Origin of the sequence: Escherichia sp. E4742 (genome assembly GCF_005843885.1) — a bacterium.
In the GTDB taxonomy this organism is placed as follows: domain Bacteria; phylum Pseudomonadota; class Gammaproteobacteria; order Enterobacterales; family Enterobacteriaceae; genus Escherichia.
In genome coordinates this window covers 4,237,277-4,262,393 of sequence record NZ_CP040443.1, presented here as the reverse complement: position 1 = coordinate 4,262,393, position 25,117 = coordinate 4,237,277, and the positions used below count along the sequence as shown (strand labels likewise).

The window sequence follows — 25,117 nt, the reverse complement described above, 5'->3', positions numbered from 1 at the left end:
GATCCTTTCTTTTTTTCAAGAAAACTATATTAAACAACAGATTAGCCAGAAGAAGAACGGATCTGCTTTTTCCCTGAAAATTTTCATAAATAGCGCGTTTTTGCGCGTCCCATGACCCCCGGTGTTTCAGATTCTGGAAAGGACCCGGGGAAATGGGAGTAATTATCATTTACACACACTCCAACACCTGCATTATCGCAGCCCCTCGCTGAAGGGCTGCTGTAATGCCTGTTACTCAGTAACGACTGCGCCTTCCGGCAATTTCATGCAGGCAAATACCGGACAACCTGGATGGCGATCATCTTCTGTTGCTTCCAGCATTGACTCGCCAAACCACTCCGTCGTGGCGCGACCATCAGCAGCTTTGTAGTGGAGTAAGTACTGGTTTTCACCATCCGCATACTGAGCGCGAGCTTTAACCTCCCCCCCATTCATCACTGATGCGTACTTCCACCAGTTGTGACAGTTCAAACTTAAACGGAGCAGCATCAGCACCAATTACAATCGGTTTGTTTTCTGTTGTTTCCATCATCGTCTCCTGATATCGAAGCCCGTCGCCGCACCGGGCGCTGATCAACATTTGAATATTCGTGGCGACAGAAAGAATTTATTTTATTGAGTAGCCACAAACACAAAATTTCATGCTTTACGGGCACGGGCACACTCTTCATTTTTTAGCAAAATATTCTGCTCTTACAGGTGATCAGTTCTGCATACACTGCCGGACACCGTCGACAATTTCACAGACCTGAGAAGTTGTATCGAAAAGCTGGCGCGCCTTATCCAGGCTGACGCATCCCACCAATAAAAAAGGCACCAGTATCGCTACCAGTGCCCATTTCGCCGCCGTTCGCGGCATTCTGTGTGTCCAGTGTCTTCGACTCATGTCACCACCAACGCACAGCCCAAATCAGAACAGCGATCGCCACAAGGCGAATTGCAAAGGCTGCAGCCCTTGTCAGATCAAGGCTCGCGGGAGTTTCAACTTCTATGCCTCTCATAATGGACAACCTCAAAAAGAATCTTTTATACTTTCCCACGAGGATTTTCTCCGTACTCACTGTTCACAATTTCCTCACCTCATGCTGTTTTGCAACTTGTTGTTCCTTTTCATGGCGTGAAAACTAAAAACCCCGGACTGTTCCAGCAGCCGGGGTTTTGTTTTGCTTATCGTTTCAACTGAAAGTGAGGTCCGTCTTTCAGTGTTTTCCAGTCCCCGCCCCATTCGATGGCAGTTCCCAGCTCTGCGGCAGCCTGCTTAAATGCCTGCGCGATTTTCTCGTACAGAGGCCAGTCCCATGACACCTGGCTACCAACGTAGGCCACAACATCCACCGCATCACCGGTCAGGTGGCGGCTGTTCATGGTCTGACTTTTTCCTTCCGCGACAAGCTGTTTCTGGCGATACTTACTGCGCAGGCCTTCCGTAATACCAAAATCAACCTCCGTCAGCTCCAGCGCACGGCGAACGACAGCAACCAGCTGTGGTTTGATGCCCTCCAGATTTTTTTCACTGCGACGGCTGAATCTGAATTTACCCGACATACTCACCTCAACAATGGAAAGATTCTTGTGACGTTCCCGCGTGCACGTATTACCAGTACGCAGAACAACAGATTAAAAAATACGTCCAACCAGCCCGTTGCTAACGGGCGACCACACAGATAGCTGAGTGGCGCAATGGCGTAAAGCAGCATCAGCAGCCAGGCCAGCCATGACATCAGCGGTTTATGCGTGGAATCTTTACGTCGATAAAAAAAGAGCGTCAGCACGATAACCATGCATAACGCCACGTTCAGCAATCCGGGAAGGTTACTTAACATTTGCCGCCTCCTCCGCCCCGCAGGCGGGAGAACAGACCGGACACCAGTGATGCAATATCCTGCTGGTGGATGAACGACAGAATCTTCACCGACACCACTGACACCAGCACTGCACACAGTGCATCCGCAGATGTACCGTCATAACCTGTTTTTGATGCAATCCAGGCTGACAGCACACGTGCTCCCAGCACGCCGACGATAAACGACACCAGAAAATGCGCCGCCACACGCCAGGCTGAAAGCGCCTGCGGCATCGTTGCCACAAATAACGCCCCGGCGAACGCACCAAACACAATCCCGAAATCCGTTCCGGTAAACAGCCCGAATACCGTCGCCCCACCGAGCGCCGCAGCCGTACCGGAACCGGACAAGGGTTCAGACATACTTTTTCTCCTGTAAATAAAAAAGGGCCACCAGCGGCCCGTAAAAAAACAGCACCCAATCAAAGGCGCCCGCAGACGCCTTTTGTGTGGTGTTATTCAGATTTACGCAGTAAAGGCCGGAGCACGACCAGCGCCATTGCCACCAGCACACCATCTGCCAGTACCGACATCAGCCGTCCGGTGAAATCCACCACCACTACCAGAAACAGCAGGATGGTAGCCAGCACAAGGCGCGCACATTTCACAGGTACTGCTCCAGCGGCAACTGCAGCGCCTGAGCAATTTTCTTGAGCTGTGTCTCCTCCTCCGGACCAATGCCATCCTGGTCAGCAATATCCAGACACAGGCACAGCACATTAACTGCGTCATCAGTACCGGCAACATCAGCCAGTTGACGAAGGGCTTCGGCATTGGCAGAACGAGGTGACGCCTCATAACGGGCGCGGATATTGGCACTCATCTGGGCAATCTCACCGGAGAACGGCGCAAAGGCAGGAAGTGCTGCAATGGTTTTCTCCAGTACCGCGATTTCTTTCGCATCACAAGTACCGTCGGCGAATGCAATGGAATACGCACCCCAGACAGTCGCCTCCACTGCATCGCGGTTCTCCATTTTCTTTACTTCAGTAATGGCTTTGCGGGTTTTCTTTTTGAAAATACCAAACATCGTGACTTTTCCTTTTAGTGGGTGAGCCTGCGCCCGGGGGTGACCAGCCCACAGAGAAAGTCACACTGACCATCCCGTAAGCTCACCCCTGAAAGGCTCTGTGGTTTTTGATGTGCGCCGGGCGTGGCGCGGAAATAAAAAAGGCCCGCCGTAGCAAGCCATGAAGAAACTGAATTCAGAATAAAAAAAACCGCCAGATATGGCGGTTGGTCAATGCATGAAATAAATCATTTTATTGTAATAAGAATCGAGGTGTCGGGTGCCTCCCGAAATATCCATCCCTACAACAGATATTGTGATTCCCCGCTAAACCACTATATAAACCACCCTCGCACTGAGGAACACCTCTTTAGTGTTATTTACAACACCGGGATAGTGCATCATCGGCCCTGCCAGGAAATAAAAAATCTCCACCAATAATGCACCATTCCGTTGTTGTAAAAAAACAGCACTGTGACTACAACCGAACTCAAATCATAGCCAGAGAACAGAATGTCTTTTAAAAACAACCTGCCCCCACGTAACAAAAAATACGCCAGTGCCACGATACAATAAGGCTTGTTTCTCTGGAGCGGGTCGCGGGAATCGAACCCGCATCATCAGCCTAGAAGGTTGAGCTGAGGTAATAGCCATTATACGATACCCGCATATGGTGCCGGCTACCGGAATCGAACTGGTGACCTACTGATTACAAGTCAGTTGCTCTGCCTGCTGAGCTAAGCCGGCATTGGTTCCTCGGGGGAGCGATACCACCTTGAAGAGGAGTTCCCCTCAGAACCGCAGCGTATAATAACGAATAAAAAAAACACCTCAACTGAAATAATCCGAAAATATTCTCAGGATTAGTAATTATATCTTTTATTTTTGCTCTGTTTAAATTTCAGAAATAAAAAATTAAACACTCAAATCAATTTCATTAACAGTCTGTTTAAATCTGTTTTCCTCAAGCTCCACCCCAACCGCTTTCCTCCCCAACGACAATGCCGCTTTTATTGTTGAGCCTGAACCCATGAAAAAATCCGCAACCAAATCACCGGGGCGACTGCTGGCAGTAATTATCTGACGCAACATATCCGCCGGTTTTTCACAGGGATGTTTGCCGGAGTAATACTGCACTGGCTTGTGCGTCCAGACATCCGTATAAGGAACGGCAGCCGATACGGAAAAATAACGCCTCAGGGATTTGTACTCCTCCAGCAGACTGACATATTGCCGGTTCAGTTCACTGTATGTGCTGACCAGCTGGTGGTGTGGCTTTTCCAGTTCACCGCGTTGATGTTTTTCTGCTGCAACACGCGCAAACAACGCCTGCAGTTTTCTGTAATCATCCTCGTTCGGTAACTGCCACTGACTGGCACCAAACCAGTGCGAAGCCATATTTTTCTTTCCGGTAACTTCCGCTATCTGTTTCGACGTTATCCCCAGTGAATCACGTGCATCACGAAAGTAAGAAATCAGCGGGGCCATGACGTGCTGTTTAAGCTCGCGACCCTTTGTCGCGTAGCCGTCATTTTTGGGTTGATATGGTCCCTGATAATGTTCAGCAAACAGAATGCGCTCTGTTGCCGGGAAATACGCCCGCAGGCTTTCCTTATTGCACCCGTTCCAGCGTCCGGACGGTTTCGCCCAGATAATGTGGTTCAACACATTAAAACGTTCACGCATCATGATTTCGATATCAGATGCCAGGCGATGCCCACAGAACAGGTAAAGACTTCCGGCAGGTTTCAGTACCCGCCAGAACTGCGCCAGACACTGGTCCAGCCATTTCAGGTAATCATCGTCGCCCTTCCACTGGTTATCCCAGCCTTCGGGCTTCACTTTAAAGTATGGCGGGTCTGTGACTATCAGATCGACAGAGTTTTCCGGTAAAGTCTGGATAAATTCCAGGCAATCAGCGTTGATTAATTCACAACTGGATATTTTTACAGTATCAACCATAGATCAATAAGCACTTCTCTGATAGGCTCATACCGCTTTTGCGCAAAGCAGATGGGCCTGAGGTTTGCTTGTGACCCCAACGCATGAGCAGATGGCTGGCAGGTGCCGCTAACACCCACCAGCCGCCCATTACCACAAATTAAAAAACCTTCACTGCGGAAGGCGTCTGTAACAACCGAACTGATAATCTGCCAGACCCGCCATAACAAGCTGGGTCAGTATTAACTGGCAGCGTTCGCGTGAAAGGTAAGTATTCTGCGAAATTTCCCCGACGGTCGCCGGTTCGGTGACGCTTAATTCATTAAACACCACTCTGGCGGTTTCGGTCATATCCTGCTGTTTTAGCATGTCTTTTTCCCTTTTCTGGTTAACGTGACATACCAATAACTCTTGTCTAAAAAGCCAGCAAGCAATAGATGTAAATGAGGTAAAAAATCAGCCCTGGCAGGATGGCTGGAATGTAACCTTGTTAATTGTTACCGATTTTACTTAACATATCCGCATAAGGTTCAAGCATGGAGTCAAGTAATGCGCCATTATCCGTAAACCTCCTGGCGGCCAGGTTGCATGCTTCAATAGATTCTTCGCAGTCCTTTTCAATTTTATCCTTCAGAAGAGAATAAAGTATAAATGTTATTTTTGTAGTCTTATAGGCGTTTTGCGACTTATAAGCATTATCAAAAAATTTTATATGGTTTCCATGAATATTTTGAGACTCAAGGTTTAAAGCGATAGAAAAACACTCTGCTCTTGGCATAATAATATTTTCAATATTGGAGCAAATAAACTCCACATTATCGCCTTCGTTAAGGAACTCTAGCTCACCTTCTGATTTCTTATCATAGTAAGCATAAAACGATTCAAATCCCCTATCACTATCCCTTAGCAGAACAAAAAATCTATCACCAAGACTTTGCTTAATTGCCCGGGCTGTTGAGTTTATGATGAATATATCTTTATACTTTTTCTTCGCTCTCAATTCATTATTATTGAAGTCGTCTATAATCTCACTCGCTGAATATCTTTTAAGTCCATCAAGATACTGGATAGCCATTGCTTGCCCTGTAGGCAAAAAAAATGAAAATGCCCTACTGTTACTGGCGCTTATGTATTCATTACTAGTGGCATAACACTGAGATATCGATAGTGCAATAAAAAATGAAAACAGCTTAATTAGTTTATGCATAAATATCACCTATTGAAACAACGGATTTTCAATAGTAATGATATTCATCATTCCATAATTTGATATCAGTCAATAACGAATTGACATCTTTTAACGCATAGCAGCACACATTAACCAAGATTCACTGATGAATGCCACCTGAAATCTATCACAACAAAAAAACCCGCTCGGCGGCGGGTTGTAGAAATCCTTCTAACGTCAGGCATAAAACGCCCATCGTTAGGGCAAATTTACCACAGATTCGGGAAAAATCAACAACACTATCGCGTTACCCTCTTTAACTGCTGCTCTGCCCATGCCTCTTCAATGTCAAACAGAACCACCAATGTATCGTAAAAGCGTTTCACTGATTTTTTCCACGTATCAAGCGTGATAGCACTCGTCACTTTGCATATGGCATTAAATGCCTCCGTTGATGGCAGCCTTTCATAGCCACGACCACCACAACGCTGACAGTTTCTGAAAACTGGTACGCCCTGCTTTTCCGACTCTTCACGATGAATGGCAACACCGCGTCCACGGCAATCTTTACAGGCAGTGGAAATCTCCCCCTTCCCTTTACATTCAGGACAGGAGACTTTCACCACCTCCCGGATTTTTTTCCATTCTTCCCAGTAAGACGGATACACACCTTTAGTACACTTTGCCCATACTGGCGGCTTGCCATCCGGATACTGAACCTTGTTTGTAAAGACTTCGCTTTCAATAAATTTTTCCCCTCGGCAACAAGGGCATTGCTTTTTACTCGCTGCACTGCGGGCATAATCCTCAAAAGCATACGAAGCCATAATGTGCATCACTGCCGGTTTTATTTCTGCCGGGAGTTTCCTTAACGCCGCGACGCGATCGCACCGACTTAATGCATAATCTGCCAGTAATTCTGTTGCCCGCATCCTGTCATTCATACTAATACCCATTTTCCCCAGGAACGCAGAAAATCCCATCTCAGCCCGGTTCTGTGTCATACCCTGCGCAGCCATCACATCAGTGATACTCAGCGCATCTTTTGACGTCGAGGCAGACGCATCAGTCAGGCCTGGCGATTTTGGGGAATAGTATTTCGGTAAATCTTCCAGTTTCATTTTTTGACCTGCCCGTCATGCATTATTTTGCAAATCTTCACACCCAGCCGCCCACCAGGAATGGGCTGACCGCGCACAATATTGATTTCATCAAACTGCTCGTCATCGATAAGCAGTCCCGCATGCATCAGTGCATCCAGTGGTGCTTTCAGGATATTGTCCAGGTCGCGGCGGCGCTTATCCGGTGGCTCTGCAACAATCTTTATTGCCAGCCTTCCGGACAGGTTTAACTTCAGCCGCTGCTGACGAACAATAAGCGCCACATCACGGCGATAACGCTCACCGGCTTTTGATACAAAATATATGCTGCCACGACGTCGCCAGTAGGTGTTCACCGTCGGCGGGTAAGGCAAAACAAACTCTATACGCATCAGTAACCTCTTTTACCCGAGCACGCCGGTTGCAAAGGCGCGATCAAGAAAACGAAAAATTAAATCAATCTGGGAACCATGCTTTTCTTCAAATGCCAGCGGATCAGCATGAAGTTCGTTGTGATGCTCCCGGCACAGCGGTAGCGTGAAAATATCGTGGGCTTTTGTCCCTATTCCGCCCTGACCGTGGCCTATCAGGTGGTGGGGATCGTCGGCTGGCTTACCACAGCACGCACACGGCTGCGCCTTAACCCAGCGCGTGTACTTTTCATTAACCCAGCGGCGACGTTTTGGTCGCTTCATGAAAGATTCCGGAGACTCCGGATCAACAGCGATGCTTACCACCGTCTTTTCCTGTGGCAGGCTCTGTTGCTGGTGGACGTGAGGCGGTAACGCAATATTTTTTGTGCGCTGCTTCAGTATGCTGGTGGCTGTCTGCTCTCCAGGTACGATGTCGCTGTCGCGGTACACTGAGAGGATTTTATCCGCACGCAATCCCAGCGAACGACGTAATACTGCCTCCGGTAATGCGTCCGCTACCTGATTGCAGACCGCCCACCAGGATAATTCAGCCAGCGATAATTCCCGCGCCCGCGGGCCGTTCATTGCGTGACGTATGGCGTCGATCATCCATGCTGCCAGGTTTTGTTGAGCAAGTTGCCCGAGTGATTCGGAGGTCTGGTCGCGCAACTGGTTGTCGCAGTGCCAGCACAACACCATCGCGCCGGCACCGTAACGGTGAATGACGGTTTCACTGTGATGATAATCGCCGTGTGGCCACTGGCAGGATTTAACATGGCGCAGTAACCAGTCAGACAGTGCACCAGCACCGCCGGCAGCACGAATCACCCGCTCATCGCTGAAAAATGGCAGTAATGATTTATCTTCTGCCAGCGGCTGGCGAACGGCAGGAACGACTCCGGACGGCAGACTGCGCATGCTTTTCGGTTCAGGCTCCACCAGTACGCGGGCATGACGGAATATCGGCATGGTTTCATGGTCCAGCTTAATAACAGCCAGCCCGAGTTCCGGCACCAGAACAGGTCGATGTAATGCCCTCACGTTACCTCCAGATCCGTTGCTGGAATGTGCGGGACGGACGCGGTGGGCGTTCAGAGTAAGGCAGTCTGACTGAGATTATCCAGTGACGATAATCGAGGCTGAGATCTTTCTGAACCTCGTACCCACGTCTGCGGTAGTTCTGAATCAGCCATTCGGCCTGTTCTTCAGTGCAGGGGTCATGCTGGAACCAGTCAGATTTGAATGCGTGAGAACGCCGCCCGTGCCTGCTGGCAAAGACGGCGAGATTATCAGAATTGTGTGGTCTGGAATTTTGCGCCATCGGCTTTCTCCGGTGGCACAGTGTTACTCAACAGGGGTTCAGCCCTGCGCTGAATTGTAGTTGAATTCACTCATCTTCAAAAGTAGAAAAACCAGCCTTAAGCACGGTTTCTTTCAGAGACTGCAATGATGTGACAAATTCATTTTCGCGCAAAATAAAACCGTCCGTCAGAAGCTCATCCACAAAATAAATTAACGCAGCCCCACTCTTCCTTGGTTGGGATTGTAAACATTTAATACGGCAGTGACTGACAATAGTTCTATTCTCAACGCGCACAGCATAGAGGCCATTTTCACTAAAAAATTCACGTAATTCTTCGATTTTCATCTTCAGAATCCTTCCAGATAAATAGCACTCCCCTGTTCGGGGTCCATCCATCTTCTCCCTGCGCGCTACTCAAAACGGGTGAATTCTAATTAATCTTTATTTCGAAGCAATCGCAAAAAACAAAATAGAAAATAAAAACAAACACACCAAAAACAACAAATACAACCATATCGAAAATTAATTAACTATTCGGACAGCAGAGCAATATAACTTCAGTTAAAATCATTAATCTCCCTTATTCATGAAAAACAAAACCCGCCGAAGCGGGTTAAGTGCGGGTGCGTTGAGGATGCCTGACACATCAGAGATGGCGGGGGATTTCTCCCCGCCGAGTCTCTTACTCCTCAGATTCGTAAGCTGTGAAGACAGCGACCTCCGTCTGGCCGGTTCGGATTCGTACCTCGCAAAGGTCTTTCCTCGTTACCAGTGCCGTCACTATGACGGTTAAACAGATGACGATCAGGGCGATTAACATCGCCTTTTGCTGCTTCATAGCCTGCTTCTCCTTGACCTTTCGGTCCGTAAGAGGCTAACCTACATGTGTCTAGCATGAAATTGGCCTCAGATTAATGTTAAGCGTCTTGCAGGACGCGTAATGTTAACTGGGGCTTTTCTCTGTCTGCCTTACAGTGGCATGCCCGAGGCAGACAGCCTCAAGCACCCGCAGCAATTCTACTTAACTATCTTTCTCCCGCAAATCGTTTTTATCCCCAGCGGCAAATCGAATACACCACCAGCGCCACCGCCAGTGCAATTCCTACTGTTGTGAATGCCTCAGGCCAGGTCATCGCAAAACATCCTCCACGCCTTTCAACCCGTTCCGCTCCAGATAGCCCATCGCCTTATCTGGCAATTTGCAGTCCGGTTTCGATTTCTTCAGTTGGCTGACTAATTGCTTCACCAGCATTGTCAATTCGATAACCTGTTTGCCAGATGTTCGCTCACTACAGCTTATCCAACCATCCGTAGTTACCGAAATTGGCGGCGCGGCATATAGCTTACGGGTCTGAACACCTGCCCCCTGACATTTCTCTTCCTCAACAAATCCTTCGTAAACGCATTCTCCGCAATCTTCCCATTCTCCCCATTCATCATATTCTGCATCCCACTGGCGATACTGATATGCCACTGGCTCTGCTTCCAACGATGCCAGCGCAATACGAAACACATTGGCAAGCAGGCTGTTTGAAGATTGGTTATCGTGCGCCGCATCGCTCAGAAAGCCGGTGATGAATGATTTAATCTCTGCGCTTTCTCTGGTAATAGTTGCCATATCAGTTTTCCTTATACGGATTAATTTTATTGTGCAGTGTGTTGAACGAGGCCCATACCACGTCGTTATACAATTCAATAACTGGCTCAATTATTTTCCCGATTCCCCATACCAGAATTAACGGGGATATCGGTATCATCAACACGATAAACAGAATGAGAAACAGGAATTCTGTTGTTCGACTTCTTCGCGGATAATTTTTCCTGAATAGTGTAGGCATATCACGCTCCTTTAGTGCGGAAGTGATTTTTCCGGCGGTTTTGCTCTGCGCTGGGCTTTTTGCAACAGCTGTGACCCATCACCCCGCAACACCCCGTCAATCTCACTCGTCTGTTACTAATCCTCAACCATCGCCAGCCCCCAACACCGTTTCTGCGAGCTAACAGAATTTTTGCTTTACGGTTTTTCATCGTTTTGCTCTCCTGCGTTTCTTTGCTGCACGGCGTGCCGCTGCAATACCGGTACGACGTTTCGGTGCCGGGATAATATTGTCAGCCATCATGACATGTGGAATAACTGTTAACGACGACGCCCCGAACCGCACCAGATACGGCACTAAACAATTTTCCATCCGCATTTCTCACCTCAATTAACCTGAATATCAGTAATTGTTTGTTGCGACCATTCTTTAGTTAATTTAGTTAATTCAGCCATTTTTATTACCGCCCTTTCGGGCGGCCTCCCGACATTAAGCGTTGTGGTAACTCATGGCTTCATTTGCAGCATCAACCGGATCAACCTCCCACCAGCAATAATTTTGGTCGATTCCTTCAGGCGTCCACGGCTCTAATTCATTTTTTGCCACATTCTCGTCGCCAGTAATTTTAAAAATCTGTTCAGAGAATTTTTTCACCCACTCGTTATATTTTTCCGCATTAATGGTTTTCTGTGTATTTAACATAGATATACCTCCAGTTAAGGATTTGATTTTATTTACAGTGCTAAATTTAATTATTCAGTTCTGGATTTTGTCGCCCTGCGTATCCGCGCTTTCGCGTTACGCTCAATCTGAATTAGCTTTTCTATATTTTTTCGCCTTTCCTGTTCCTCCTGGCGCAATAGTTTTACATCATCTGCCAGTCTGGTTTCTCTTTTCGCCACAGAGAGCATCCAGTCAAACGGCTCCACAACTGCACCGCAGATTTTACAGCGGACCTGACGCTCTTTTTCGTCAACCTGGACAGAAGCGTGATGACAATATGGTCTTCGCGATGGCTCATAAAGAAAATTAACCTGATTACGCGGGTCATCCTCTTTTACCGGAAATAAAACAATATTACTTAACTCATCTTCTGGTTTTATTTCCATACTCCTCTCCTTTGATATGAATGCCAGCAACACGTAGTGCATGTTCTAAGTCAGCCAGATAAAGCCAGCAGCCATTTTCTTTAGGTATCATGACGTGGCGCTCATCATCATTTATCGGGTGTCCATATCGAAGGCCATAGCGAGTCGGCAAATGAACTTCCCGCGCTTCCAGCTCTTTAACGCGTTCCTCGAGTTGGTAAATTCTGTATTGTTCTCTATGATCAATCAGATATAACCCAGGGCATTCGCTATCTACCCAGCCACCGAAATCATGATCGTAACGCTCACATGAAAACTCACCGTCGCTGTCCTTTGTTGGAATGGTGTAACTGTCTAATGGGCCACCATACGTCGGCACATTTCCCAACTTCGGGTGCTCAATCCACATGAAAAATGCACGTCCGGTTATTGGGCAAATATCTGGTCGCCATTGGTCACTCACTGGTTACCTCCGCTTCCCACGTTTTCAAGCTTTCACCACAGAACGGGCAAAAACACATTGCAACGCCACGACCGACATATTGACCAGAGTGAATTTGAGCAATGTCTAAGCCTGGCTCGCCAGTGTTTATGTTCACACGCCCCGGGATAAATATACCTTTGCTCTTAAATGTTGGATTTCCATATTCGAGTGCTTTTGCCAATGCCGCACACGGTTCTATCTGATTGCCATTAACCCTGCATTTTGATTCACTCACCGCACCACCTCCTGAAATTTCCCCTGATAAAACGCCAGCACACGCTGCATAGCTTCGCTTTTCCGGCACTCGCGACAGATTATGTTCAAACGCCTGTCGTAGCGGCGTATTTCACCATCTTGTAACGACCGGATAAGACCCGGATCAACCACAGCTGGTTTCTTCGCCTTGGCCCTCGAGAGTTTTTTGCGGGCGTTTTGCCAGTCCTTGCGAGCCTGTTCAGAGGGAAATAACCCGTAGCCAGAATTGTATACATCACCACTGGCAACCAGCTCTCTGGCAAGAACGCTCATTAAATATCTTGTTGCACCCGTCTTAGCTTCCAGTTGTCGTAGCGTCTCGCGCCCACTCTGGCGCACGAGTTCAACAACCTGCCCCTTAATTTTTTCCCGCTCTTCTTGTGTAAATACTTTTGCCACAAACCCTCCTGAAAATTACCTCATAACCTGAACTCAACACTCACCCCCTGAACCCCGGCGGAATTTCGGTGTCCGGTTCAGAAATGTGATTCACACAACGCTGTACAGGTGAACGCCCCAGGCGGATGACCAGTTCGTCCCATTTTTCGCGGAGCTTTGACGGGCTCATGATGTTTTTTACCCAGAATGAATCTCGCTGAACCAGACCAAACATTTCGCAAATTTGTCTGTGGCTTCTGCCATCCAGCATCCGCATTGTGCGCACGTCATTGGCCCAGGCAGTCCAGTTAGGCTCTTTTGGCCGCATGATCTCGCCATCATCACTAGCTGCCTGTTCGTAGAGACCCACAATCCGCCCCCAGATCCACTGCGCACACGCCAGATCCTCCTGGCTACCCCACTGGCGTTTTTTCGCACTGAACACAACCGCGTCAGGGTGTCGTGTTAAAAAATCCTGTTCAGCCGCCTGCAGGTCCGGTTGCGAAGCTTCCGGACGAAAAGTGTTTTTATTCTCTGTAGTAATCTCTGTTGTATTCTCTGTAGGATCATCGGGCCATTTTGACCTGATGACATTGGGTCGTTTTGAACCAATGGAGCGTTTCATTTTGACCTCTTCCATCATGTCATTTTGACCTGATGGAGCGGCGCATTTTGAACTGATGGATTCGCTCAATTTGCCACCATCTAAAAGCTCGCTCCCGTAGTTGATCGTGTAGAAATTTGTCATGTCGCGCTTTGATTTATTGAGCTTTTCACAACGCAAAAGCCCCAGCGTTTTCAGACTTGCAAACGCGCGCTTTAACGTTGACTCTGACCAAAACGGGAACTGTTCCAGCCATTGTTCCGTTGTGTTATAAATCCAGCGAACACCATCACATTCCATGCCAGAATTGGTATCTCTCAACCAGTAATGTAGCTGCTGCAATACAATGGCTTCGTTTAGGCCAATTTTCATCGCCAGCTGCGTGTTTATAACCAGTGGGCGTTCAGCAAAAAGAAGGCTCATAATTCCATCCGGCTTTTTGTTGATATTGCTGTCGATACGCAAGCTTGAAAGCAATGGCTTTTTCTATAAGCTCGTCAGTCTCACGTTCCACAACGGCTGGATCGGCAAAAAGCAGCCCTGACTCCACCACATCGCCATATTCTTTGTTTAACCCGGCGATCATGTACGTAATGCTTTTTCCGTCAGTAATTTCACGATACAACCTGAAATCACTTATCCGGATAGCCTCCATAATTGCCGGAATCAGCGCCGTGAATTTTTCACGCTTATCCCTGGTATCGATAGCTTTCCAGCGTTCGAATATCTTCACCCGGTTAACGCCTAGCGCCCGTTGATCAACCGCGCCATCATCAAACGTGACACGTTGAACATCGATGCTCGGGCGTTCTTTCAGAGCCCAGAAGGCTTCTGTGATTAGTATCGTCGCCTGCTCCTGTGTCATTCCTGGTCGGCATACCCAGGCATCCAGGGCTTCACAAACCTGTTCAGGGGTGATTTTCATTGTTCAACCGCTCCGCCCGCTTTGCCTTACGATATTCGTCATAAACCTTGGGGTTGTACTGAAGTTCCCCGCCAGATGCCTCTTGCAGGCGCATCGCGCGACCTTCAGGTACTAGCTCCCCTTTCCAGCTATAAAGCGAAGCCAAACGAATACCAGCAGCTTGTGCAAGTTTTGTTTTTGAACCGAAATACAAAAGTGCGTCAGTTTTAAGCATTTAAAGCACCCACATGTTAGCCATGGCTAACAAAATAGATGTTAATAAAAACATAGTCAATAAGATTTAGCATTAGCTAACTATGGATACAAAAAATTTAACCATTGGCGAACGCATTAGGTATCGCCGAAAAAACCTCAAATACACCCAAAGGTCTCTTGCTAAAGCCCTGAAAATTTCTCATGTATCGGTTTCACAATGGGAACGGGATGACAGCGAACCTACAGGGAAGAATCTTTTTGCCCTCAGCAATGTACTGCAGTGCTCGCCAACATGGATTCTATTTGGCGATGAAGACAAGCAGCCATCACCACCTATTGAGGAGCCAGTTGCTTTATCCCCCAAAGAACACGAGCTCCTTGAGCTTTTTAATGCATTGCCTGAATCAGAACAGGATGCTCAGCTCACCGAGCTGCGCGCCCGAGTAAAAAATTTCAACAAACTCTTTGAAGAATTATTAAAAGCCCGTCAACGAACAAACAAAAGATAACACAATCAATGTGTTATCTTTTTTGTTGCCATAAATGTTAGTCATGACAAACAAAAACACTTGACCTAACTGTTAGCCATAGCTAATCTTGTTTGCATCAAGACACCGCACGGTGTTCTCAGCAAACAGTTCCGCTACCCTGGCGTTAAGGGGAAATGAGGTCAACATGGATACTATCGATCTTGGCAACAGTGAATCTCTGGTATGCGGCGTATTCCCCAACCAAGACGGTACGTTCACCGCGATGACGTATACCAAAAGCAAAACGTTTAAAACCGAAACTGGCGCGCGTCGCTGGTTAGCCAGAAACACTGACTGATGAGGTTGACGATGGAATTTAAAGATTTACCAATATCAATACAGGAAATGGCCGCTGATGTGATTCGCTCGCAACTGGCGCGGAACCCAATGATATTAGTAGATAAAGTGTTCATCAGAAATTTGTCAAATCATGTCCGCAATTCTTTTACCGAACTGTATTCAGATTCGTTCACAAACAATCATTGTGTAGAAAATAAAGCAAAGCCCATTGCAGAAACGATAACGCAAAACATCAATACGAAACAAACCGAAGAAGATATTGACCAATTTACCCGTGATGCTGGCTTAAAATGCAGGAAAGAAAAATCGCCATATGCGGGGAACATGTTTGTTTATGACAACCTTATCAGAATTCGTGGCGAAATTCCGACTGAATACCTGGCAAAAATTCACCAGGCATTACTTAAAAATCTGGAAACGGAAGTATTTGATGGCAACACCAACGGCTCCTTCGTGGTGTCAACTCTCGCAAAAGAGTGGGATACAGATAATCGCTGGAATGTTGCTACATGGTTATTCAGCAACAAAGCTGCTGCCCTGGAAGCTGCGGCCTGTATTTGCGACCTGCTAAGGACAGACCGCAAATACAACCTGGATGTGTATAGCTATATTTATGCTGAACACTACCCGCTATGGATTAACTGGTAATTACAAAGCGGTGCCAGCAGGGCCACGGCGACCAGCACCACGATTGTAATCAATGATGCCATTATAAAGTGCATTGTTTAATTTATCGTCGAATGCCGATTCTGTGAGCCCTAGCTCTGAATGAGTTTTTAATAACCCTGATTGCCTGAGTTGATTAACCAGACATTCAATCTGTTTTTCAATAAGCGGATGTATTGGTCTGTTTGGCATTTTATCCTCCATTGAGGTTCTGGGTTAAAAATGGAGACCAACACGCTGCCACGTGTAGTCGTGCGCCGGACACGGATAAGAATCCGGCACTGACAGTTTACTGAAAGGATATATCCCTGAAAAGTCAGGGCACAACACGAAAGCGCACGGCGAAGTCACTTCTCCCTCTGTTGCGTGCCGCCGGCATCTTCGTCCGTGCGCTTCCGGTTGTGGCAATCCGCGAAATGGCGCGGCGGTAAGTATGGCGGGGTTATTCCTTCCCCGTTGATGACACCGGGTTGTCAGGTTGACCATACGCCTGAGTGACAACCCCGCTGCAACAACCCATGTTAATTACCTTTTGGCGGGTATCCGTTTTTTGTTTTCCCTTGTGATACCCGCCCTTTTTAAAGTGAATTTTGTGATGCGGTGAATGCGGCTAAGCGCACGTGGAACAGTTAAAACCAAAAACAGTGTTATGGGTGGATTCTCTGTATCCGGCGTTAATTGTTAACTGGTTAACGTCACCTGGAGGCACCAGGCACCGCATCACAAAATTCATTGTTGAGGACGCGATAATGGAAACGTTATTAATCAATTCCACTACGCCTGAAACCCGTTTTGAAATTGGCGTTATAACTGGTGATAAAACTTTTATTGAGGATGCCATTAATCAGATAAAGCGCATGCCGGATTTATTAAATAAAGTATGCATTGCTTCAAAGATGGCTCGCTTAAACCTGATGAAAAAAGGATGCTTGCAATGAATACTGCATTTGCACTTGTTCTGACAGTTTTCCTTAATACCGGAGAGCCTGTTGACCTAGTTACAGGCGTATACGGCTCAATGAAAGAATGCACGACCGCTGCAGACGAACAAAAAATTCCCGGTAACTGTTATCCGGTCGATAAAGTTATTCACACAGATAATAGCGAAATCCCGGCAGGGCTTTAAAACAGACCTGCAGTAAATATCCGGTTCCATTTTTATATGCCAGCAATGGCAGGGATTTGTTCACCCTTAAATCTGTAATGAGGTTAAAACAAAATGAGTAAAGTCTTTATTTGCGCCGCCATTCCGGACGAACAGGCAATAAAGGAAGACGGTGCAGTTGCTGTAGCCACTGCCATTGAAGCCGGCGACGAACGCCGCGCCCGTGCTAAATTTGCATGGCAATTCCTGGAGCAATATCCGGCTGCTCAGGACTGCGCTTATAAATTTCTTGTCTGCGAGGATAAACCCGGCATGCCCCGCCCTGCCATTGATTCCTGGGATACCGAATATATGCAGGAAAACCGCTGGGATGAAGAGTCAGCCTCTTTTGTCCCGGTCGAACCTGAATCCGATCCTATGAACATCACTTTTGACAAGCTGTCCCTTGAAGTGCAGAACGCGGTCCTGGTTAAGTTCGGTACATGTGAAAACATCACCGTTGATATGGTGATTAGCGCACAGGAGTTACTGCAGGAAGACATGGCAACATTCGACGGGCATATCGTTGAAGCATTAATGAAAATGCCTGAAGTTAACATCATGTATCCGGAGATTAAGTTGTTCGCCATCGGGTGGGTTAAACATAAATGTAAGCCGGGGGCAAAATGGCCTGAGATCCAGACTGAATTACGCGCCTGGAAAAAACGTCGCGAAGCCGAACGAAAAGAAACCGGGAAATATACTTCTGTTGTTGATCTCGCCCGCGCCAGAGTCAACCGACAGCACACTGAAAACTCAGCAGAAAAAATCCCCCCAGTCACTGCTGTCATTCGTCGCGAATACAAGCAGACATGGAAAACACTGGATGATGAACTGGCCTACGCTCTGTGGCCTGGTGACATTGATGCCGGAAACATTGACGGCAGCATCCATCGCTGGGCAAAAAATGAAGTTATCGAGAACGATCGCGAAGACTGGAAGCGTATTTCCGCATCAATGCGCAAACAGCCTGATGCCATTCACTATGACCGTCAGACTATTTTTGGCCTTGTCCGTGAGCGTCCGATCGACATTCACAAGGATCCCGTGGCACTGAACAAATACATCACTGAATACCTGGCGACAAAGGGCGTGTTTGAGGATGAAGAAACAGACCAGAACACTGCTGATATTCTCCAGCCGTCAGCAGCACAAACTGATGCAGTGGAAACTGAAGTATCTGATACCAAAAAAAATGAAAGCGCGCTGGAAACTGAACCATCTGTAGAGCGTGAGGGGCCGTTCTACTTCCTCTTCACCGATAAGGATGGCGAAAAATATGGTCGTGCAAACAAACTTTCTGGTCTGAATAAGGCGCTGGCTGCCGGGGCTACTGAAATCACGAAAGAAGAATATTTTGCCCGCAAAAACGGCACATACTCAGGTTCACAACAAAATACTGATGCATCTGACACGACCGCACAACCGGAACTGGTAAAAGTTACCGCTGACGAAGTAAACAAAATTATGCAGGCAGCCAATATCAGCCAGCCTGACGCCGATGAACTGCTTGCAGTATCACGTGGTGAATTTGTTGCAGGGATTAGCGACCCGAATGATCCGAAATGGGTGAAGGGGATTGAAACCCGCGATTCTGTGAACCAGAACCAGCAAGAATCGGAACAGAACGACCAGAAAGCGGAACAAAACAGCCCAAATGCGTTACAAAACGAGCCAGAAACGAAACAACCTGAACCAGTAGCGCAACAGGAGCCGGAAAAAGCCTGCACCGCCTGCGGTCAGACCGGCGGCGGCAACTGCCCTGATTGTGGCGCGGTGATGGGCGACGCAACATACCAGGAAACATTCGATGACGAGAATCAGGTTGAAGTTCAGGAAGACGATCCGGAGGAAATGGAAGGCACTGAACATCCGCACAAGGAGAACACTGGCGGCGATCAGGACCACGTCAGCGATAATGAAACTGGCGAGGCGACAGATCCCTTAGTTAAGGTTAACGGTCATCATAAAACCACATCCACCAGCGGAGGGTGCCACCACCTGATGATCGACCTTGAAACAATGGGCACAAATCCCGATGCCCCGATTATCTCAATAGGTGCAATATTTTTCGATCCGCAAACCGGAGATATGGGACCGGAATTTAGCAAGACCATCGATCTGGATACTGCTGGCGGAGTCATTGATCTGGGCACCATTAAATGGTGGCTGAAGCAATCACGCGAAGCGCAGTCTGCCATTATGACCGATGAAATCCCGTTAGATGATGCACTGTTGCAATTGCGGGAATTTATAGATGAAAACTCCGGTGAATTTTTTGTTCAGGTCTGGGGAAATGGAGCCAACTTCGACAACGTGATTTTACGCCGTTCATACGAACGACAGGGTATCCCCTGTCCGTGGCGTTACTACAACGATCGCGATGTACGCACAATCGTTGAGCTGGGAAAAGCCATGGACTTCGATGTCAGAACGGCTATTCCGTTCGAAGGAGTACCCCACAATGCACTTGATGATGCACGTCACCAAGCAAAACAAGTTTCAGCAATCTGGCAAAAACTGATCCCTAATCAGGCTGATTTTTAATGTTCAACCGTCGCCAGTTGTAGTTGGTATTCTGCAACTGGCGCGTTCCGGAGTGATAGCCATGAGCGAACAGTACCTGATAACGCTCGACGAGTGGAAACCTAAACGGTTCAGCCTCCCAATAACAAACACTACCCTGGTGAAATACGGAAAACTTGGATACATCGTACCAAGACCACAAAAAATTCGTGGACGTTGGCTGATAGATCGCCGGGCAGTATTTGTTGGACCTGGTGAAACGGGAATTGCGCCGGAAATTCATACTGGCGATGATGATGCACTGAAGGAGATTTTAACTCATGTCACCGAGGCCACGAAAAAACAGCACTGACGTTGCCGGTCTTTACGAAAAGTTTGATCGCAGAACTGGCAGGGTTTACTACCAGTATAAAAACCCTGTGACTGGAAAATTTCACGGGCTCGGAACAGACAAAGGCAAGGCGGAAAAAATCGCTTCCACAGCCAATCAGCGAATAGCTGCAGCAGAAGCAGAATATTTCATGCGCAAAATTGACGAAAGTCCGTCAGCAACAAAACGTCGGGGTATCAGATTAAAAGCATGGGTTGATCGGTATCTGAAAATACAGGATACACGACTGAAAAATGGGGATATTGCAGCTACAACCCACAAAGAAAAAGCGCGAATGGCTGCATACCTGGTTTCCCGCCTGGGAAACCACCCATTGAAAGAACTGGAAGTAAGAGACTTTGCATTGATACTGGACGAGTGGCTGGATAAAGACATGGTGAGCACAGCGAGAGTAAATCGCGGATTATGGGTTGATATTTATAAAGAAGCACAGCATGCAGGGGAAGTCCCTCCCGGATGGAATCCTCCGGAGGCTACCCGTAAACCGATCCCTAAAGTAACCAGAGCCAGGCTCACTCTGGAAGACTGGCAAAAAATTTACAACGCAACACCTGAAAAACACTTTATCCGTAACGCAATGCTTCTTGCGATTGTTACTGGCCAGCGCCGTGATGACATATGCCACATGCGTTTTTCAGATGTGTGGAACGATCACCTGCATATTACCCAGGGAAAAACTGGAATGCGTCTGGCGTTACCGCTTACGCTACGCTGTGATGCCATTGGGATATCGCTAAAAGAAGTGATTAATGGATGCAGGGACAGAATATTGAGTCCATACCTGATTCATAGTCGGCACCAGAAACAACCAAAACCAATGAGTAAAGACAACCTGAGCGATTACTTTGCCAAAGCGCGGGAGCTGGCTGGAATAATTCCACCAGCAGGAAAAACACCGCCAACATTTCATGAACAACGCTCCCTGTCAGAACGGCTGTACCGCGCACAGGGTATCGATACAAAAACATTACTGGGACATAAAGTCCAAGCAACCACCGATCGCTATAACGATACTCGTGGTCAGGAATGGGTTAAATTGGTTGTTTGACGAAATAAATACAGCTGAAAAATGTTGATATTGCTTTGCTAGTGTAAAAACCCCGGCATCAACCGGGGTTCGGAGACTAATCTTGATCTGATGCCTGGTTAGAGTAATGTTTACCAGCAATAAATACGGAAACTAATGCCAAAAGATCTACTGAAACGAGTGTTACAGCAAGACCTGTTTGTCCCCTCGCGCCAAAAAAGACGGCTGCCAGTATGATAATCAGCGCGATACAGAAAGCCATTTTCTGACCATTTTTTGTGATCTTTATACTATCAGCGACTGTTTTATGGCGATGAGCTTGCTCTTTTTCCGTCAATTCAACGAGTCGATTTGCAAGCCCGGGAATCAATTGCTCATACTCTTTCAGCATTGATGGCGGAGGAACCGGTCCCTGAAAATGCTGGCAAACGATAGCTCGCCCTTGCGGGCTATCCAAAACCCGATTTAAAACCTCTGGATTTTCGATTACTCGAGAAACCAGTTCGTTATCTTTTTGTTCTTCACTGGTGAGTTCAGCATTCTCACTTTCTTTTTGGTCTGGCATTGTTCAGTTTTTCGAAGTTAACGGATACCGCTGCTCTTTGGAAATCACCTCTGATAGCTGCCGCATCCTGACGCAAAGCGGCAACTGAATTTGCTGGCATGCCACTTGCTGAAACGACCGCCGGGCTCAGGGCTATAACCGAGCCAATGGCTTGCAGCAAAGCAACCCTTTTACGATTCATAGTCACTCCTGAGTTCAATGAGATTCAAAACGGATTCAAAGTTAATCCTGTTAGCTAATTCTAATACCACATTATGTGGTTTTTCAACACGAAGAAATCACATCAAAAATCTCATTCGGAAAGCGATATGGGTAAACAAACTGGAATACTTTTCTGTCCTGGTAAGCTCACCCATGTATAAAAATGCTGTAAAATGCGTGGTCCTGTTTTGGGGAAAAGTTTTGGAGAGATTTTGGAGAAAGGAAAAAATTGAATAAATTCAAAATCCTGAAAGTGTCCCGCCTTATGAATAAGAAGGTGGAACTCGAATGATCGGTCGACTGCTTCGCGGCGGTTTTATGACCGCTATCTACGCGTACCTGTATATCCCAATCATTATTTTGATTGTGAACTCCTTCAATAGCTCGCGCTTTGGCATCAACTGGCAGGGTTTTACCACCAAATGGTATAGCCTGCTGATGAACAACGACAGTCTGTTACAGGCAGCGCAGCATTCACTGACGATGGCGGTGTTTTCGGCGACGTTTGCCACGCTTATCGGTTCTCTGACGGCAGTTGCGCTGTACCGTTATCGCTTTCGTGGTAAGCCGTTCGTTAGCGGAATGCTGTTTGTGGTGATGATGTCGCCAGATATCGTGATGGCGATTTCTCTGCTGGTGCTGTTTATGCTGCTGGGTATTCAGCTTGGCTTCTGGTCGCTATTGTTCTCGCATATCACCTTCTGCCTGCCGTTTGTGGTGGTAACGGTGTATTCGCGCCTGAAAGGTTTTGATGTGCGAATGCTGGAAGCGGCGAAAGATCTCGGCGCCAGCGAATTTACCATTCTACGGAAAATCATTCTGCCACTGGCAATGCCAGCGGTGGCGGCGGGCTGGGTGCTAAGCTTTACCCTGTCGATGGACGATGTGGTAGTTTCGTCGTTTGTCACCGGACCAAGCTATGAAATTCTGCCGTTAAAAATTTATTCGATGGTCAAAGTCGGCGTATCGCCGGAAGTTAACGCGCTGGCAACCATATTACTGGTGCTGTCGCTGGTGATGGTTATTGCCAGCCAGCTTATTGCTCGTGATAAAACGAAAGGTAACACAGGGGACGTTAAATGAAAAAATGGTCACGCCACCTGCTCGCGGCGGGTGCTCTGGCACTGGGCATGAGCGCCGCTCACGCTGATGACAACAACACACTGTATTTCTACAACTGGACCGAGTACGTGCCGCCTGGACTGCTTGAACAGTTCACCAAAGAAACCGGTATTAAGGTTATCTATTCGACTTACGAGTCGAACGAAACCATGTACGCCAAGCTGAAAACGTACAAAGACGGTGCCTATGACCTGGTGGTTCCTTCAACCTATTACGTTGATAAAATGCGTAAAGAAGGGATGATCCAGAAGATAGACAAGTCGAAGTTAACAAACTTTGGCAACCTCGATCCAGAAATGCTCAACAAGCCGTTTGATCCGAATAACGACTACTCCATTCCGTATATCTGGGGTGCGACGGCGATTGGCGTTAACGGTGATGCGGTGGATCCGAAATCTGTCACTAGCTGGGCCGATCTGTGGAAGCCAGAGTACAAAGGCAGCCTGCTACTGACCGACGATGCCCGTGAAGTGTTCCAGATGGCGCTGCGTAAGCTGGGTTACTCCGGTAACACCACCGATCCGAAAGAGATTGAAGCAGCATATAACGAGCTGAAAAAACTGATGCCAAACGTCGCGGCGTTTAACTCCGATAACCCGGCAAACCCGTACATGGAAGGCGAAGTTAACCTCGGCATGATCTGGAACGGTTCTGCTTTCGTTGCTCGCCAGGCGGGTACGCCAATTGACGTGGTATGGCCAAAAGAAGGCGGCATTTTCTGGATGGACAGTCTGGCGATTCCGGCAAATGCCAAAAACAAAGAAGGCGCGCTGAAACTGATCAACTTCCTGCTGCGCCCGGATGTGGCAAAACAGGTTGCCGAAACTATCGGTTATCCAACACCAAACCTCGCCGCGCGCAAACTGTTAAGCCCGGAAATAGCGAACGACAAGACGCTCTACCCGGATGCTGAAACCATTAAAAATGGCGAATGGCAGAGTGACGTTGGCCCAGCCAGCAGCATTTATGAAGAGTATTATCAGAAGCTGAAAGCAGGACGTTAATTCAGCAAGCGGGCGGTGGTATTACCGCCCGTTTTTTATTTAGCAAGGATGTGGCTAATGAGTCAGGATAGTAAATTTTTATCTCGCTCTTTTCTCGGTGTCGGTCTGGTACTGATCCTCATTTCTGTCGTTATATTTTATAAGCAGTTCACCTATAGCAAAGACGCGATTCATACCGAAGGCGTCATTGTTGATACCGTATGGCACTCCAGTCATTCTCATCGCACGGGTAAAAATATTGCGCGGATTTCGTAGGCCTGATAAGCGTAGCGCATCAGGCAATTACTCCTGCTTTATAATCCCTTCAGCAACTTCTCAACAAACTCTGGTACCACCTGGCTTGCCGGGCCGTAATATTTCTCGGCAAATTCATTACCGACCTGACTCGGTTCGAGATTGAGTTCAACCGTATGCGCGCCATGCAGCTTCGCTTCGTGAACAAACCCAGCCGCAGGATAAACATGCCCGGATGTGCCAATAGCAATGAAAATGTCGGCCATCGACAACGCCATATAAATTTCATCCATGCCGAGTGGCATTTCGCCAAACCATACTACGTGTGGGCGCAGCGGAGCCGGGAACTGGCAGCAATGACATTTGTCTTCTGGCGTGACGTCTCCGGTCCAGTCGAGAACCTGACCACTTTGCGAACAACGTACTTTCAGCAATTCCCCATGCATATGAATCACATTGGTATTACCTGCGCGTTCATGCAGATTATCGATATTCTGCGTCACCAGCAAAAAGCGATCGCCGAGGGCATCTTGCAGTTTAGCCAGAGCAAGATGCGCAGCGTTCGGCTGAATTTCTGGCTGCTGTAGTTGACGGCGACGGGCGTTATAAAACGCTTGCACCAGTTCAGGATCGCGATCAAAACCTTCCGGTGTAGCCACATCTTCAACCCGATGTTCTTCCCACAGGCCATCTGCGGCGCGAAAGGTACGAATACCTGATTCCGCAGAAATACCAGCCCCTGTCAGTACGAGTACTCTTGGTTTTTCCATTGCTTCCGACACCACTTTATCTCTGAAAAAAATACGCTGACGCAAACGCTCGTGCAGGCGGCGTTTATTTTTACGAAAACGACTTAACCGATGACCCCGACGCGACAACATAGC

41 protein-coding genes, 2 tRNA genes and 2 pseudogenes are annotated in these 25,117 nt (G+C 47.6%); 11 read left to right on the top strand and 34 right to left on the bottom strand.

Annotation, left to right across the window (positions count from 1 at the left end; translation table 11 throughout):
- Window positions 1–231: 231 nt before the first annotated feature.
- The 30 genes and pseudogenes from FEM44_RS20640 to dicC form a co-directional block, all read right to left on the bottom strand.
- Window positions 232–529 (bottom strand): annotated as a pseudogene (locus tag FEM44_RS20640) (hypothetical protein).
- A 174-nt stretch (window positions 530–703) separates the two neighbouring features.
- A complete protein-coding gene (locus FEM44_RS25215) occupies window positions 704–859 on the bottom strand; it encodes a hypothetical protein (protein ID WP_167850661.1) in 156 nt (51 codons plus the stop codon).
- A gap of 28 nt (window positions 860–887) precedes the next feature.
- A complete protein-coding gene (locus tag FEM44_RS20635; protein ID WP_135486342.1) occupies window positions 888–1,001 on the bottom strand; it encodes a hypothetical protein in 114 nt (37 codons plus the stop codon).
- Between the two features lie 166 nt (window positions 1,002–1,167).
- Window positions 1,168–1,545, bottom strand: coding sequence for a M15 family metallopeptidase (locus FEM44_RS20630; RefSeq protein WP_135486266.1), 378 nt, complete (start codon window positions 1,543–1,545; stop codon window positions 1,168–1,170).
- Between the two features lie 2 nt (window positions 1,546–1,547).
- On the bottom strand, window positions 1,548–1,823 hold the full coding sequence (locus FEM44_RS20625; RefSeq protein ID WP_135486267.1) for a phage holin family protein: 276 nt from the start codon (window positions 1,821–1,823) through the stop codon (window positions 1,548–1,550).
- The gene (locus tag FEM44_RS20620; protein ID WP_135522656.1) at window positions 1,817–2,206 is read right to left on the bottom strand and encodes a putative holin; all 390 of its coding nucleotides are present in this window, start codon (window positions 2,204–2,206) and stop codon (window positions 1,817–1,819) included. The genes FEM44_RS20625 and FEM44_RS20620 overlap by 7 nt, the downstream gene beginning before the upstream one ends.
- 92 nt (window positions 2,207–2,298) lie before the next feature.
- Window positions 2,299–2,451 carry a DUF3927 family protein gene (locus FEM44_RS20615; RefSeq protein WP_135522657.1) on the bottom strand — a complete coding sequence of 51 codons (153 nt, stop codon included), beginning with the start codon at window positions 2,449–2,451 and terminating at the stop codon, window positions 2,299–2,301.
- Window positions 2,448–2,873, bottom strand: a complete 426-nt coding sequence (locus FEM44_RS20610; protein WP_135486269.1) for a tellurite resistance TerB family protein — start codon at window positions 2,871–2,873, stop codon at window positions 2,448–2,450. The genes FEM44_RS20615 and FEM44_RS20610 overlap by 4 nt, the downstream gene beginning before the upstream one ends.
- A 567-nt stretch (window positions 2,874–3,440) precedes the next feature.
- Window positions 3,441–3,520 (bottom strand) — tRNA-Leu (locus FEM44_RS20605).
- A 3-nt stretch (window positions 3,521–3,523) separates the two neighbouring features.
- Window positions 3,524–3,599, bottom strand: a tRNA-Thr gene (locus FEM44_RS20600).
- Window positions 3,600–3,767: 168 nt separating this feature from the next.
- Window positions 3,768–4,814 carry a DNA-methyltransferase gene (locus FEM44_RS20595; RefSeq protein ID WP_135522658.1) on the bottom strand — a complete coding sequence of 349 codons (1,047 nt, stop codon included), beginning with the start codon at window positions 4,812–4,814 and terminating at the stop codon, window positions 3,768–3,770.
- A gap of 150 nt (window positions 4,815–4,964) precedes the next feature.
- On the bottom strand, window positions 4,965–5,162 hold the full coding sequence (locus tag FEM44_RS20590) for a TrmB family transcriptional regulator (protein ID WP_135522659.1): 198 nt from the start codon (window positions 5,160–5,162) through the stop codon (window positions 4,965–4,967).
- 121 nt (window positions 5,163–5,283) lie between these two features.
- Complete coding sequence (locus tag FEM44_RS20585; protein WP_135522660.1) at window positions 5,284–5,868, bottom strand: hypothetical protein; 585 nt, start codon at window positions 5,866–5,868, stop codon at window positions 5,284–5,286.
- A gap of 392 nt (window positions 5,869–6,260) precedes the next feature.
- Window positions 6,261–7,082: an antitermination protein gene (locus FEM44_RS20580; protein ID WP_135522661.1), complete on the bottom strand. Its 822-nt coding sequence runs from the start codon at window positions 7,080–7,082 to the stop codon at window positions 6,261–6,263.
- Complete coding sequence (locus tag FEM44_RS20575; RefSeq protein WP_135522662.1) at window positions 7,079–7,453, bottom strand: RusA family crossover junction endodeoxyribonuclease; 375 nt, start codon at window positions 7,451–7,453, stop codon at window positions 7,079–7,081. Before FEM44_RS20575 ends, FEM44_RS20580 begins: the two co-directional genes overlap by 4 nt.
- A 12-nt stretch (window positions 7,454–7,465) precedes the next feature.
- Entirely contained in the window at window positions 7,466–8,515 is a 1,050-nt protein-coding gene (locus FEM44_RS20570) for a DUF968 domain-containing protein (protein ID WP_135522663.1), read from the bottom strand.
- A gap of 1 nt (window position 8,516) precedes the next feature.
- Window positions 8,517–8,795, bottom strand: a complete 279-nt coding sequence (locus FEM44_RS20565) for a hypothetical protein (RefSeq protein WP_135522664.1) — start codon at window positions 8,793–8,795, stop codon at window positions 8,517–8,519.
- A 66-nt stretch (window positions 8,796–8,861) separates the two neighbouring features.
- Window positions 8,862–9,122, bottom strand: a complete 261-nt coding sequence (locus FEM44_RS20560) for a hypothetical protein (protein ID WP_135486275.1) — start codon at window positions 9,120–9,122, stop codon at window positions 8,862–8,864.
- 337 nt (window positions 9,123–9,459) lie between these two features.
- Window positions 9,460–9,615, bottom strand: a complete 156-nt coding sequence (gene hokD, locus FEM44_RS20555; RefSeq protein ID WP_000813255.1) for a type I toxin-antitoxin system toxin HokD — start codon at window positions 9,613–9,615, stop codon at window positions 9,460–9,462.
- Window positions 9,616–9,906: 291 nt separating this feature from the next.
- The gene (locus tag FEM44_RS20550; RefSeq protein ID WP_135522665.1) at window positions 9,907–10,395 is read right to left on the bottom strand and encodes a hypothetical protein; all 489 of its coding nucleotides are present in this window, start codon (window positions 10,393–10,395) and stop codon (window positions 9,907–9,909) included.
- A 1-nt stretch (window position 10,396) separates the two neighbouring features.
- Window positions 10,397–10,615 carry a DUF4014 family protein gene (locus FEM44_RS20545; RefSeq protein ID WP_135486157.1) on the bottom strand — a complete coding sequence of 73 codons (219 nt, stop codon included), beginning with the start codon at window positions 10,613–10,615 and terminating at the stop codon, window positions 10,397–10,399.
- A gap of 186 nt (window positions 10,616–10,801) precedes the next feature.
- A complete protein-coding gene (locus FEM44_RS25210; protein WP_167850659.1) occupies window positions 10,802–10,966 on the bottom strand; it encodes a hypothetical protein in 165 nt (54 codons plus the stop codon).
- Between the two features lie 117 nt (window positions 10,967–11,083).
- Window positions 11,084–11,296, bottom strand: a complete 213-nt coding sequence (locus FEM44_RS20535; RefSeq protein WP_135522667.1) for a hypothetical protein — start codon at window positions 11,294–11,296, stop codon at window positions 11,084–11,086.
- 50 nt (window positions 11,297–11,346) lie between these two features.
- The gene (locus tag FEM44_RS20530; protein ID WP_167850662.1) at window positions 11,347–11,703 is read right to left on the bottom strand and encodes a hypothetical protein; all 357 of its coding nucleotides are present in this window, start codon (window positions 11,701–11,703) and stop codon (window positions 11,347–11,349) included.
- Window positions 11,681–12,145 carry a hypothetical protein gene (locus FEM44_RS20525; protein ID WP_240726832.1) on the bottom strand — a complete coding sequence of 155 codons (465 nt, stop codon included), beginning with the start codon at window positions 12,143–12,145 and terminating at the stop codon, window positions 11,681–11,683. Before FEM44_RS20525 ends, FEM44_RS20530 begins: the two co-directional genes overlap by 23 nt.
- Window positions 12,138–12,401, bottom strand: a complete 264-nt coding sequence (locus tag FEM44_RS20520; RefSeq protein ID WP_135522669.1) for a hypothetical protein — start codon at window positions 12,399–12,401, stop codon at window positions 12,138–12,140. The genes FEM44_RS20525 and FEM44_RS20520 overlap by 8 nt, the downstream gene beginning before the upstream one ends.
- The gene (locus FEM44_RS20515) at window positions 12,398–12,820 is read right to left on the bottom strand and encodes a DUF977 family protein (RefSeq protein ID WP_135522803.1); all 423 of its coding nucleotides are present in this window, start codon (window positions 12,818–12,820) and stop codon (window positions 12,398–12,400) included. Before FEM44_RS20515 ends, FEM44_RS20520 begins: the two co-directional genes overlap by 4 nt.
- 40 nt (window positions 12,821–12,860) lie before the next feature.
- Window positions 12,861–13,826, bottom strand: coding sequence for a hypothetical protein (locus tag FEM44_RS20510; RefSeq protein WP_135522804.1), 966 nt, complete (start codon window positions 13,824–13,826; stop codon window positions 12,861–12,863).
- Window positions 13,807–14,328, bottom strand: a complete 522-nt coding sequence (locus FEM44_RS20505; RefSeq protein ID WP_135486281.1) for a toxin YdaT family protein — start codon at window positions 14,326–14,328, stop codon at window positions 13,807–13,809. The genes FEM44_RS20510 and FEM44_RS20505 overlap by 20 nt, the downstream gene beginning before the upstream one ends.
- Window positions 14,312–14,542, bottom strand: coding sequence for a dicB transcriptional regulator DicC (dicC, locus tag FEM44_RS20500; RefSeq protein WP_135522805.1), 231 nt, complete (start codon window positions 14,540–14,542; stop codon window positions 14,312–14,314). Before dicC ends, FEM44_RS20505 begins: the two co-directional genes overlap by 17 nt.
- Before the next feature lie 82 nt (window positions 14,543–14,624).
- On the opposite strand from dicC, the gene FEM44_RS20495 reads away from it, so the two are divergent.
- The 3 genes from FEM44_RS20495 to FEM44_RS20485 all read left to right on the top strand — a co-directional run bounded on the left by FEM44_RS20495 (window position 14,625) and on the right by FEM44_RS20485 (window position 16,001).
- Window positions 14,625–15,032: a helix-turn-helix domain-containing protein gene (locus FEM44_RS20495; RefSeq protein WP_135522806.1), complete on the top strand. Its 408-nt coding sequence runs from the start codon at window positions 14,625–14,627 to the stop codon at window positions 15,030–15,032.
- Between the two features lie 166 nt (window positions 15,033–15,198).
- Window positions 15,199–15,351 carry a DUF1391 family protein gene (locus tag FEM44_RS20490; RefSeq protein WP_040090506.1) on the top strand — a complete coding sequence of 51 codons (153 nt, stop codon included), beginning with the start codon at window positions 15,199–15,201 and terminating at the stop codon, window positions 15,349–15,351.
- An 11-nt stretch (window positions 15,352–15,362) separates the two neighbouring features.
- On the top strand, window positions 15,363–16,001 hold the full coding sequence (locus tag FEM44_RS20485) for a hypothetical protein (protein WP_135522807.1): 639 nt from the start codon (window positions 15,363–15,365) through the stop codon (window positions 15,999–16,001).
- Here FEM44_RS20485 and FEM44_RS20480 read toward each other — a convergent pair whose 3' ends face one another.
- Window positions 16,002–16,211, bottom strand: coding sequence for a hypothetical protein (locus FEM44_RS20480; RefSeq protein WP_089616200.1), 210 nt, complete (start codon window positions 16,209–16,211; stop codon window positions 16,002–16,004).
- Window positions 16,212–16,663: 452 nt separating this feature from the next.
- Between FEM44_RS20480 and dicB the strand changes: the two genes are divergently transcribed.
- From dicB to FEM44_RS20450, 5 genes are all read left to right on the top strand, one after another.
- Window positions 16,664–16,957: a cell division inhibition protein DicB gene (gene dicB, locus FEM44_RS25635; protein ID WP_240726863.1), complete on the top strand. Its 294-nt coding sequence runs from the start codon at window positions 16,664–16,666 to the stop codon at window positions 16,955–16,957.
- A complete protein-coding gene (locus tag FEM44_RS20465) occupies window positions 16,954–17,145 on the top strand; it encodes a DUF1482 family protein (RefSeq protein WP_129541791.1) in 192 nt (63 codons plus the stop codon). Before dicB ends, FEM44_RS20465 begins: the two co-directional genes overlap by 4 nt.
- A 93-nt stretch (window positions 17,146–17,238) precedes the next feature.
- Window positions 17,239–19,710: an exonuclease gene (locus FEM44_RS20460; protein ID WP_135522808.1), complete on the top strand. Its 2,472-nt coding sequence runs from the start codon at window positions 17,239–17,241 to the stop codon at window positions 19,708–19,710.
- Window positions 19,711–19,771: 61 nt separating this feature from the next.
- The gene (locus FEM44_RS20455) at window positions 19,772–20,041 is read left to right on the top strand and encodes an excisionase (RefSeq protein WP_000003742.1); all 270 of its coding nucleotides are present in this window, start codon (window positions 19,772–19,774) and stop codon (window positions 20,039–20,041) included.
- Window positions 20,010–21,128, top strand: a complete 1,119-nt coding sequence (locus FEM44_RS20450; protein WP_135522809.1) for a phage integrase Arm DNA-binding domain-containing protein — start codon at window positions 20,010–20,012, stop codon at window positions 21,126–21,128. The genes FEM44_RS20455 and FEM44_RS20450 overlap by 32 nt, the downstream gene beginning before the upstream one ends.
- Before the next feature lie 76 nt (window positions 21,129–21,204).
- Here FEM44_RS20450 and FEM44_RS20445 read toward each other — a convergent pair whose 3' ends face one another.
- Window positions 21,205–21,672: a DUF2335 domain-containing protein gene (locus FEM44_RS20445; protein ID WP_135522810.1), complete on the bottom strand. Its 468-nt coding sequence runs from the start codon at window positions 21,670–21,672 to the stop codon at window positions 21,205–21,207.
- Window positions 21,650–21,853 carry a hypothetical protein gene (locus tag FEM44_RS20440; protein ID WP_135486286.1) on the bottom strand — a complete coding sequence of 68 codons (204 nt, stop codon included), beginning with the start codon at window positions 21,851–21,853 and terminating at the stop codon, window positions 21,650–21,652. Before FEM44_RS20440 ends, FEM44_RS20445 begins: the two co-directional genes overlap by 23 nt.
- A gap of 308 nt (window positions 21,854–22,161) precedes the next feature.
- Between FEM44_RS20440 and potC the strand changes: the two genes are divergently transcribed.
- The 3 genes and pseudogenes from potC to FEM44_RS20425 form a co-directional block, all read left to right on the top strand.
- On the top strand, window positions 22,162–22,956 hold the full coding sequence (gene potC, locus FEM44_RS20435) for a spermidine/putrescine ABC transporter permease PotC (RefSeq protein WP_000580316.1): 795 nt from the start codon (window positions 22,162–22,164) through the stop codon (window positions 22,954–22,956).
- Window positions 22,953–23,999, top strand: coding sequence for a spermidine/putrescine ABC transporter substrate-binding protein PotD (potD, locus tag FEM44_RS20430; protein WP_130205579.1), 1,047 nt, complete (start codon window positions 22,953–22,955; stop codon window positions 23,997–23,999). The genes potC and potD overlap by 4 nt, the downstream gene beginning before the upstream one ends.
- Before the next feature lie 57 nt (window positions 24,000–24,056).
- Window positions 24,057–24,236 (top strand): annotated as a pseudogene (locus FEM44_RS20425) (DUF3592 domain-containing protein); the annotation flags it as partial.
- Between the two features lie 56 nt (window positions 24,237–24,292).
- On the opposite strand, the gene cobB reads toward FEM44_RS20425, so the two are convergent.
- Window positions 24,293–25,114, bottom strand: a complete 822-nt coding sequence (gene cobB / locus FEM44_RS20420) for a Sir2 family NAD+-dependent deacetylase (RefSeq protein ID WP_135522811.1) — start codon at window positions 25,112–25,114, stop codon at window positions 24,293–24,295.
- Window positions 25,115–25,117 lie beyond the last annotated feature (3 nt).

Bases quoted from the DNA above. Each gene is read 5' to 3' on its own strand.
- FEM44_RS25215 (WP_167850661.1), bottom strand. From the start codon at position 859: ATGCCGCGAACGGCGGCGAAATGGGCACTGGTAGCGATACTGGTGCCT.
- FEM44_RS20635 (WP_135486342.1), bottom strand. From the start codon at position 1,001: ATGAGAGGCATAGAAGTTGAAACTCCCGCGAGCCTTGATCTGACAAGG.
- FEM44_RS20630 (WP_135486266.1), bottom strand. From the start codon at position 1,545: ATGTCGGGTAAATTCAGATTCAGCCGTCGCAGTGAAAAAAATCTGGAG.
- FEM44_RS20625 (WP_135486267.1), bottom strand. From the start codon at position 1,823: ATGTTAAGTAACCTTCCCGGATTGCTGAACGTGGCGTTATGCATGGTT.
- FEM44_RS20620 (WP_135522656.1), bottom strand. From the start codon at position 2,206: ATGTCTGAACCCTTGTCCGGTTCCGGTACGGCTGCGGCGCTCGGTGGG.
- FEM44_RS20610 (WP_135486269.1), bottom strand. From the start codon at position 2,873: ATGTTTGGTATTTTCAAAAAGAAAACCCGCAAAGCCATTACTGAAGTA.
- FEM44_RS20595 (WP_135522658.1), bottom strand. From the start codon at position 4,814: ATGGTTGATACTGTAAAAATATCCAGTTGTGAATTAATCAACGCTGAT.
- FEM44_RS20590 (WP_135522659.1), bottom strand. From the start codon at position 5,162: ATGCTAAAACAGCAGGATATGACCGAAACCGCCAGAGTGGTGTTTAAT.
- FEM44_RS20585 (WP_135522660.1), bottom strand. From the start codon at position 5,868: ATGGCTATCCAGTATCTTGATGGACTTAAAAGATATTCAGCGAGTGAG.
- FEM44_RS20580 (WP_135522661.1), bottom strand. From the start codon at position 7,082: ATGAAACTGGAAGATTTACCGAAATACTATTCCCCAAAATCGCCAGGC.
- FEM44_RS20575 (WP_135522662.1), bottom strand. From the start codon at position 7,453: ATGCGTATAGAGTTTGTTTTGCCTTACCCGCCGACGGTGAACACCTAC.
- FEM44_RS20565 (WP_135522664.1), bottom strand. From the start codon at position 8,795: ATGGCGCAAAATTCCAGACCACACAATTCTGATAATCTCGCCGTCTTT.
- FEM44_RS20560 (WP_135486275.1), bottom strand. From the start codon at position 9,122: ATGAAAATCGAAGAATTACGTGAATTTTTTAGTGAAAATGGCCTCTAT.
- hokD (WP_000813255.1), bottom strand. From the start codon at position 9,615: ATGAAGCAGCAAAAGGCGATGTTAATCGCCCTGATCGTCATCTGTTTA.
- FEM44_RS20550 (WP_135522665.1), bottom strand. From the start codon at position 10,395: ATGGCAACTATTACCAGAGAAAGCGCAGAGATTAAATCATTCATCACC.
- FEM44_RS20545 (WP_135486157.1), bottom strand. From the start codon at position 10,615: ATGCCTACACTATTCAGGAAAAATTATCCGCGAAGAAGTCGAACAACA.
- FEM44_RS25210 (WP_167850659.1), bottom strand. From the start codon at position 10,966: ATGGAAAATTGTTTAGTGCCGTATCTGGTGCGGTTCGGGGCGTCGTCG.
- FEM44_RS20535 (WP_135522667.1), bottom strand. From the start codon at position 11,296: ATGTTAAATACACAGAAAACCATTAATGCGGAAAAATATAACGAGTGG.
- FEM44_RS20530 (WP_167850662.1), bottom strand. From the start codon at position 11,703: ATGGAAATAAAACCAGAAGATGAGTTAAGTAATATTGTTTTATTTCCG.
- FEM44_RS20510 (WP_135522804.1), bottom strand. From the start codon at position 13,826: ATGAGCCTTCTTTTTGCTGAACGCCCACTGGTTATAAACACGCAGCTG.
- FEM44_RS20505 (WP_135486281.1), bottom strand. From the start codon at position 14,328: ATGAAAATCACCCCTGAACAGGTTTGTGAAGCCCTGGATGCCTGGGTA.
- dicC (WP_135522805.1), bottom strand. From the start codon at position 14,542: ATGCTTAAAACTGACGCACTTTTGTATTTCGGTTCAAAAACAAAACTT.
- FEM44_RS20495 (WP_135522806.1), top strand. From the start codon at position 14,625: ATGGATACAAAAAATTTAACCATTGGCGAACGCATTAGGTATCGCCGA.
- FEM44_RS20490 (WP_040090506.1), top strand. From the start codon at position 15,199: ATGGATACTATCGATCTTGGCAACAGTGAATCTCTGGTATGCGGCGTA.
- FEM44_RS20485 (WP_135522807.1), top strand. From the start codon at position 15,363: ATGGAATTTAAAGATTTACCAATATCAATACAGGAAATGGCCGCTGAT.
- FEM44_RS20480 (WP_089616200.1), bottom strand. From the start codon at position 16,211: ATGCCAAACAGACCAATACATCCGCTTATTGAAAAACAGATTGAATGT.
- FEM44_RS20465 (WP_129541791.1), top strand. From the start codon at position 16,954: ATGAATACTGCATTTGCACTTGTTCTGACAGTTTTCCTTAATACCGGA.
- FEM44_RS20460 (WP_135522808.1), top strand. From the start codon at position 17,239: ATGAGTAAAGTCTTTATTTGCGCCGCCATTCCGGACGAACAGGCAATA.
- FEM44_RS20455 (WP_000003742.1), top strand. From the start codon at position 19,772: ATGAGCGAACAGTACCTGATAACGCTCGACGAGTGGAAACCTAAACGG.
- FEM44_RS20450 (WP_135522809.1), top strand. From the start codon at position 20,010: ATGTCACCGAGGCCACGAAAAAACAGCACTGACGTTGCCGGTCTTTAC.
- FEM44_RS20445 (WP_135522810.1), bottom strand. From the start codon at position 21,672: ATGCCAGACCAAAAAGAAAGTGAGAATGCTGAACTCACCAGTGAAGAA.
- FEM44_RS20440 (WP_135486286.1), bottom strand. From the start codon at position 21,853: ATGAATCGTAAAAGGGTTGCTTTGCTGCAAGCCATTGGCTCGGTTATA.
- potC (WP_000580316.1), top strand. From the start codon at position 22,162: ATGATCGGTCGACTGCTTCGCGGCGGTTTTATGACCGCTATCTACGCG.
- potD (WP_130205579.1), top strand. From the start codon at position 22,953: ATGAAAAAATGGTCACGCCACCTGCTCGCGGCGGGTGCTCTGGCACTG.
- cobB (WP_135522811.1), bottom strand. From the start codon at position 25,114: ATGTTGTCGCGTCGGGGTCATCGGTTAAGTCGTTTTCGTAAAAATAAA.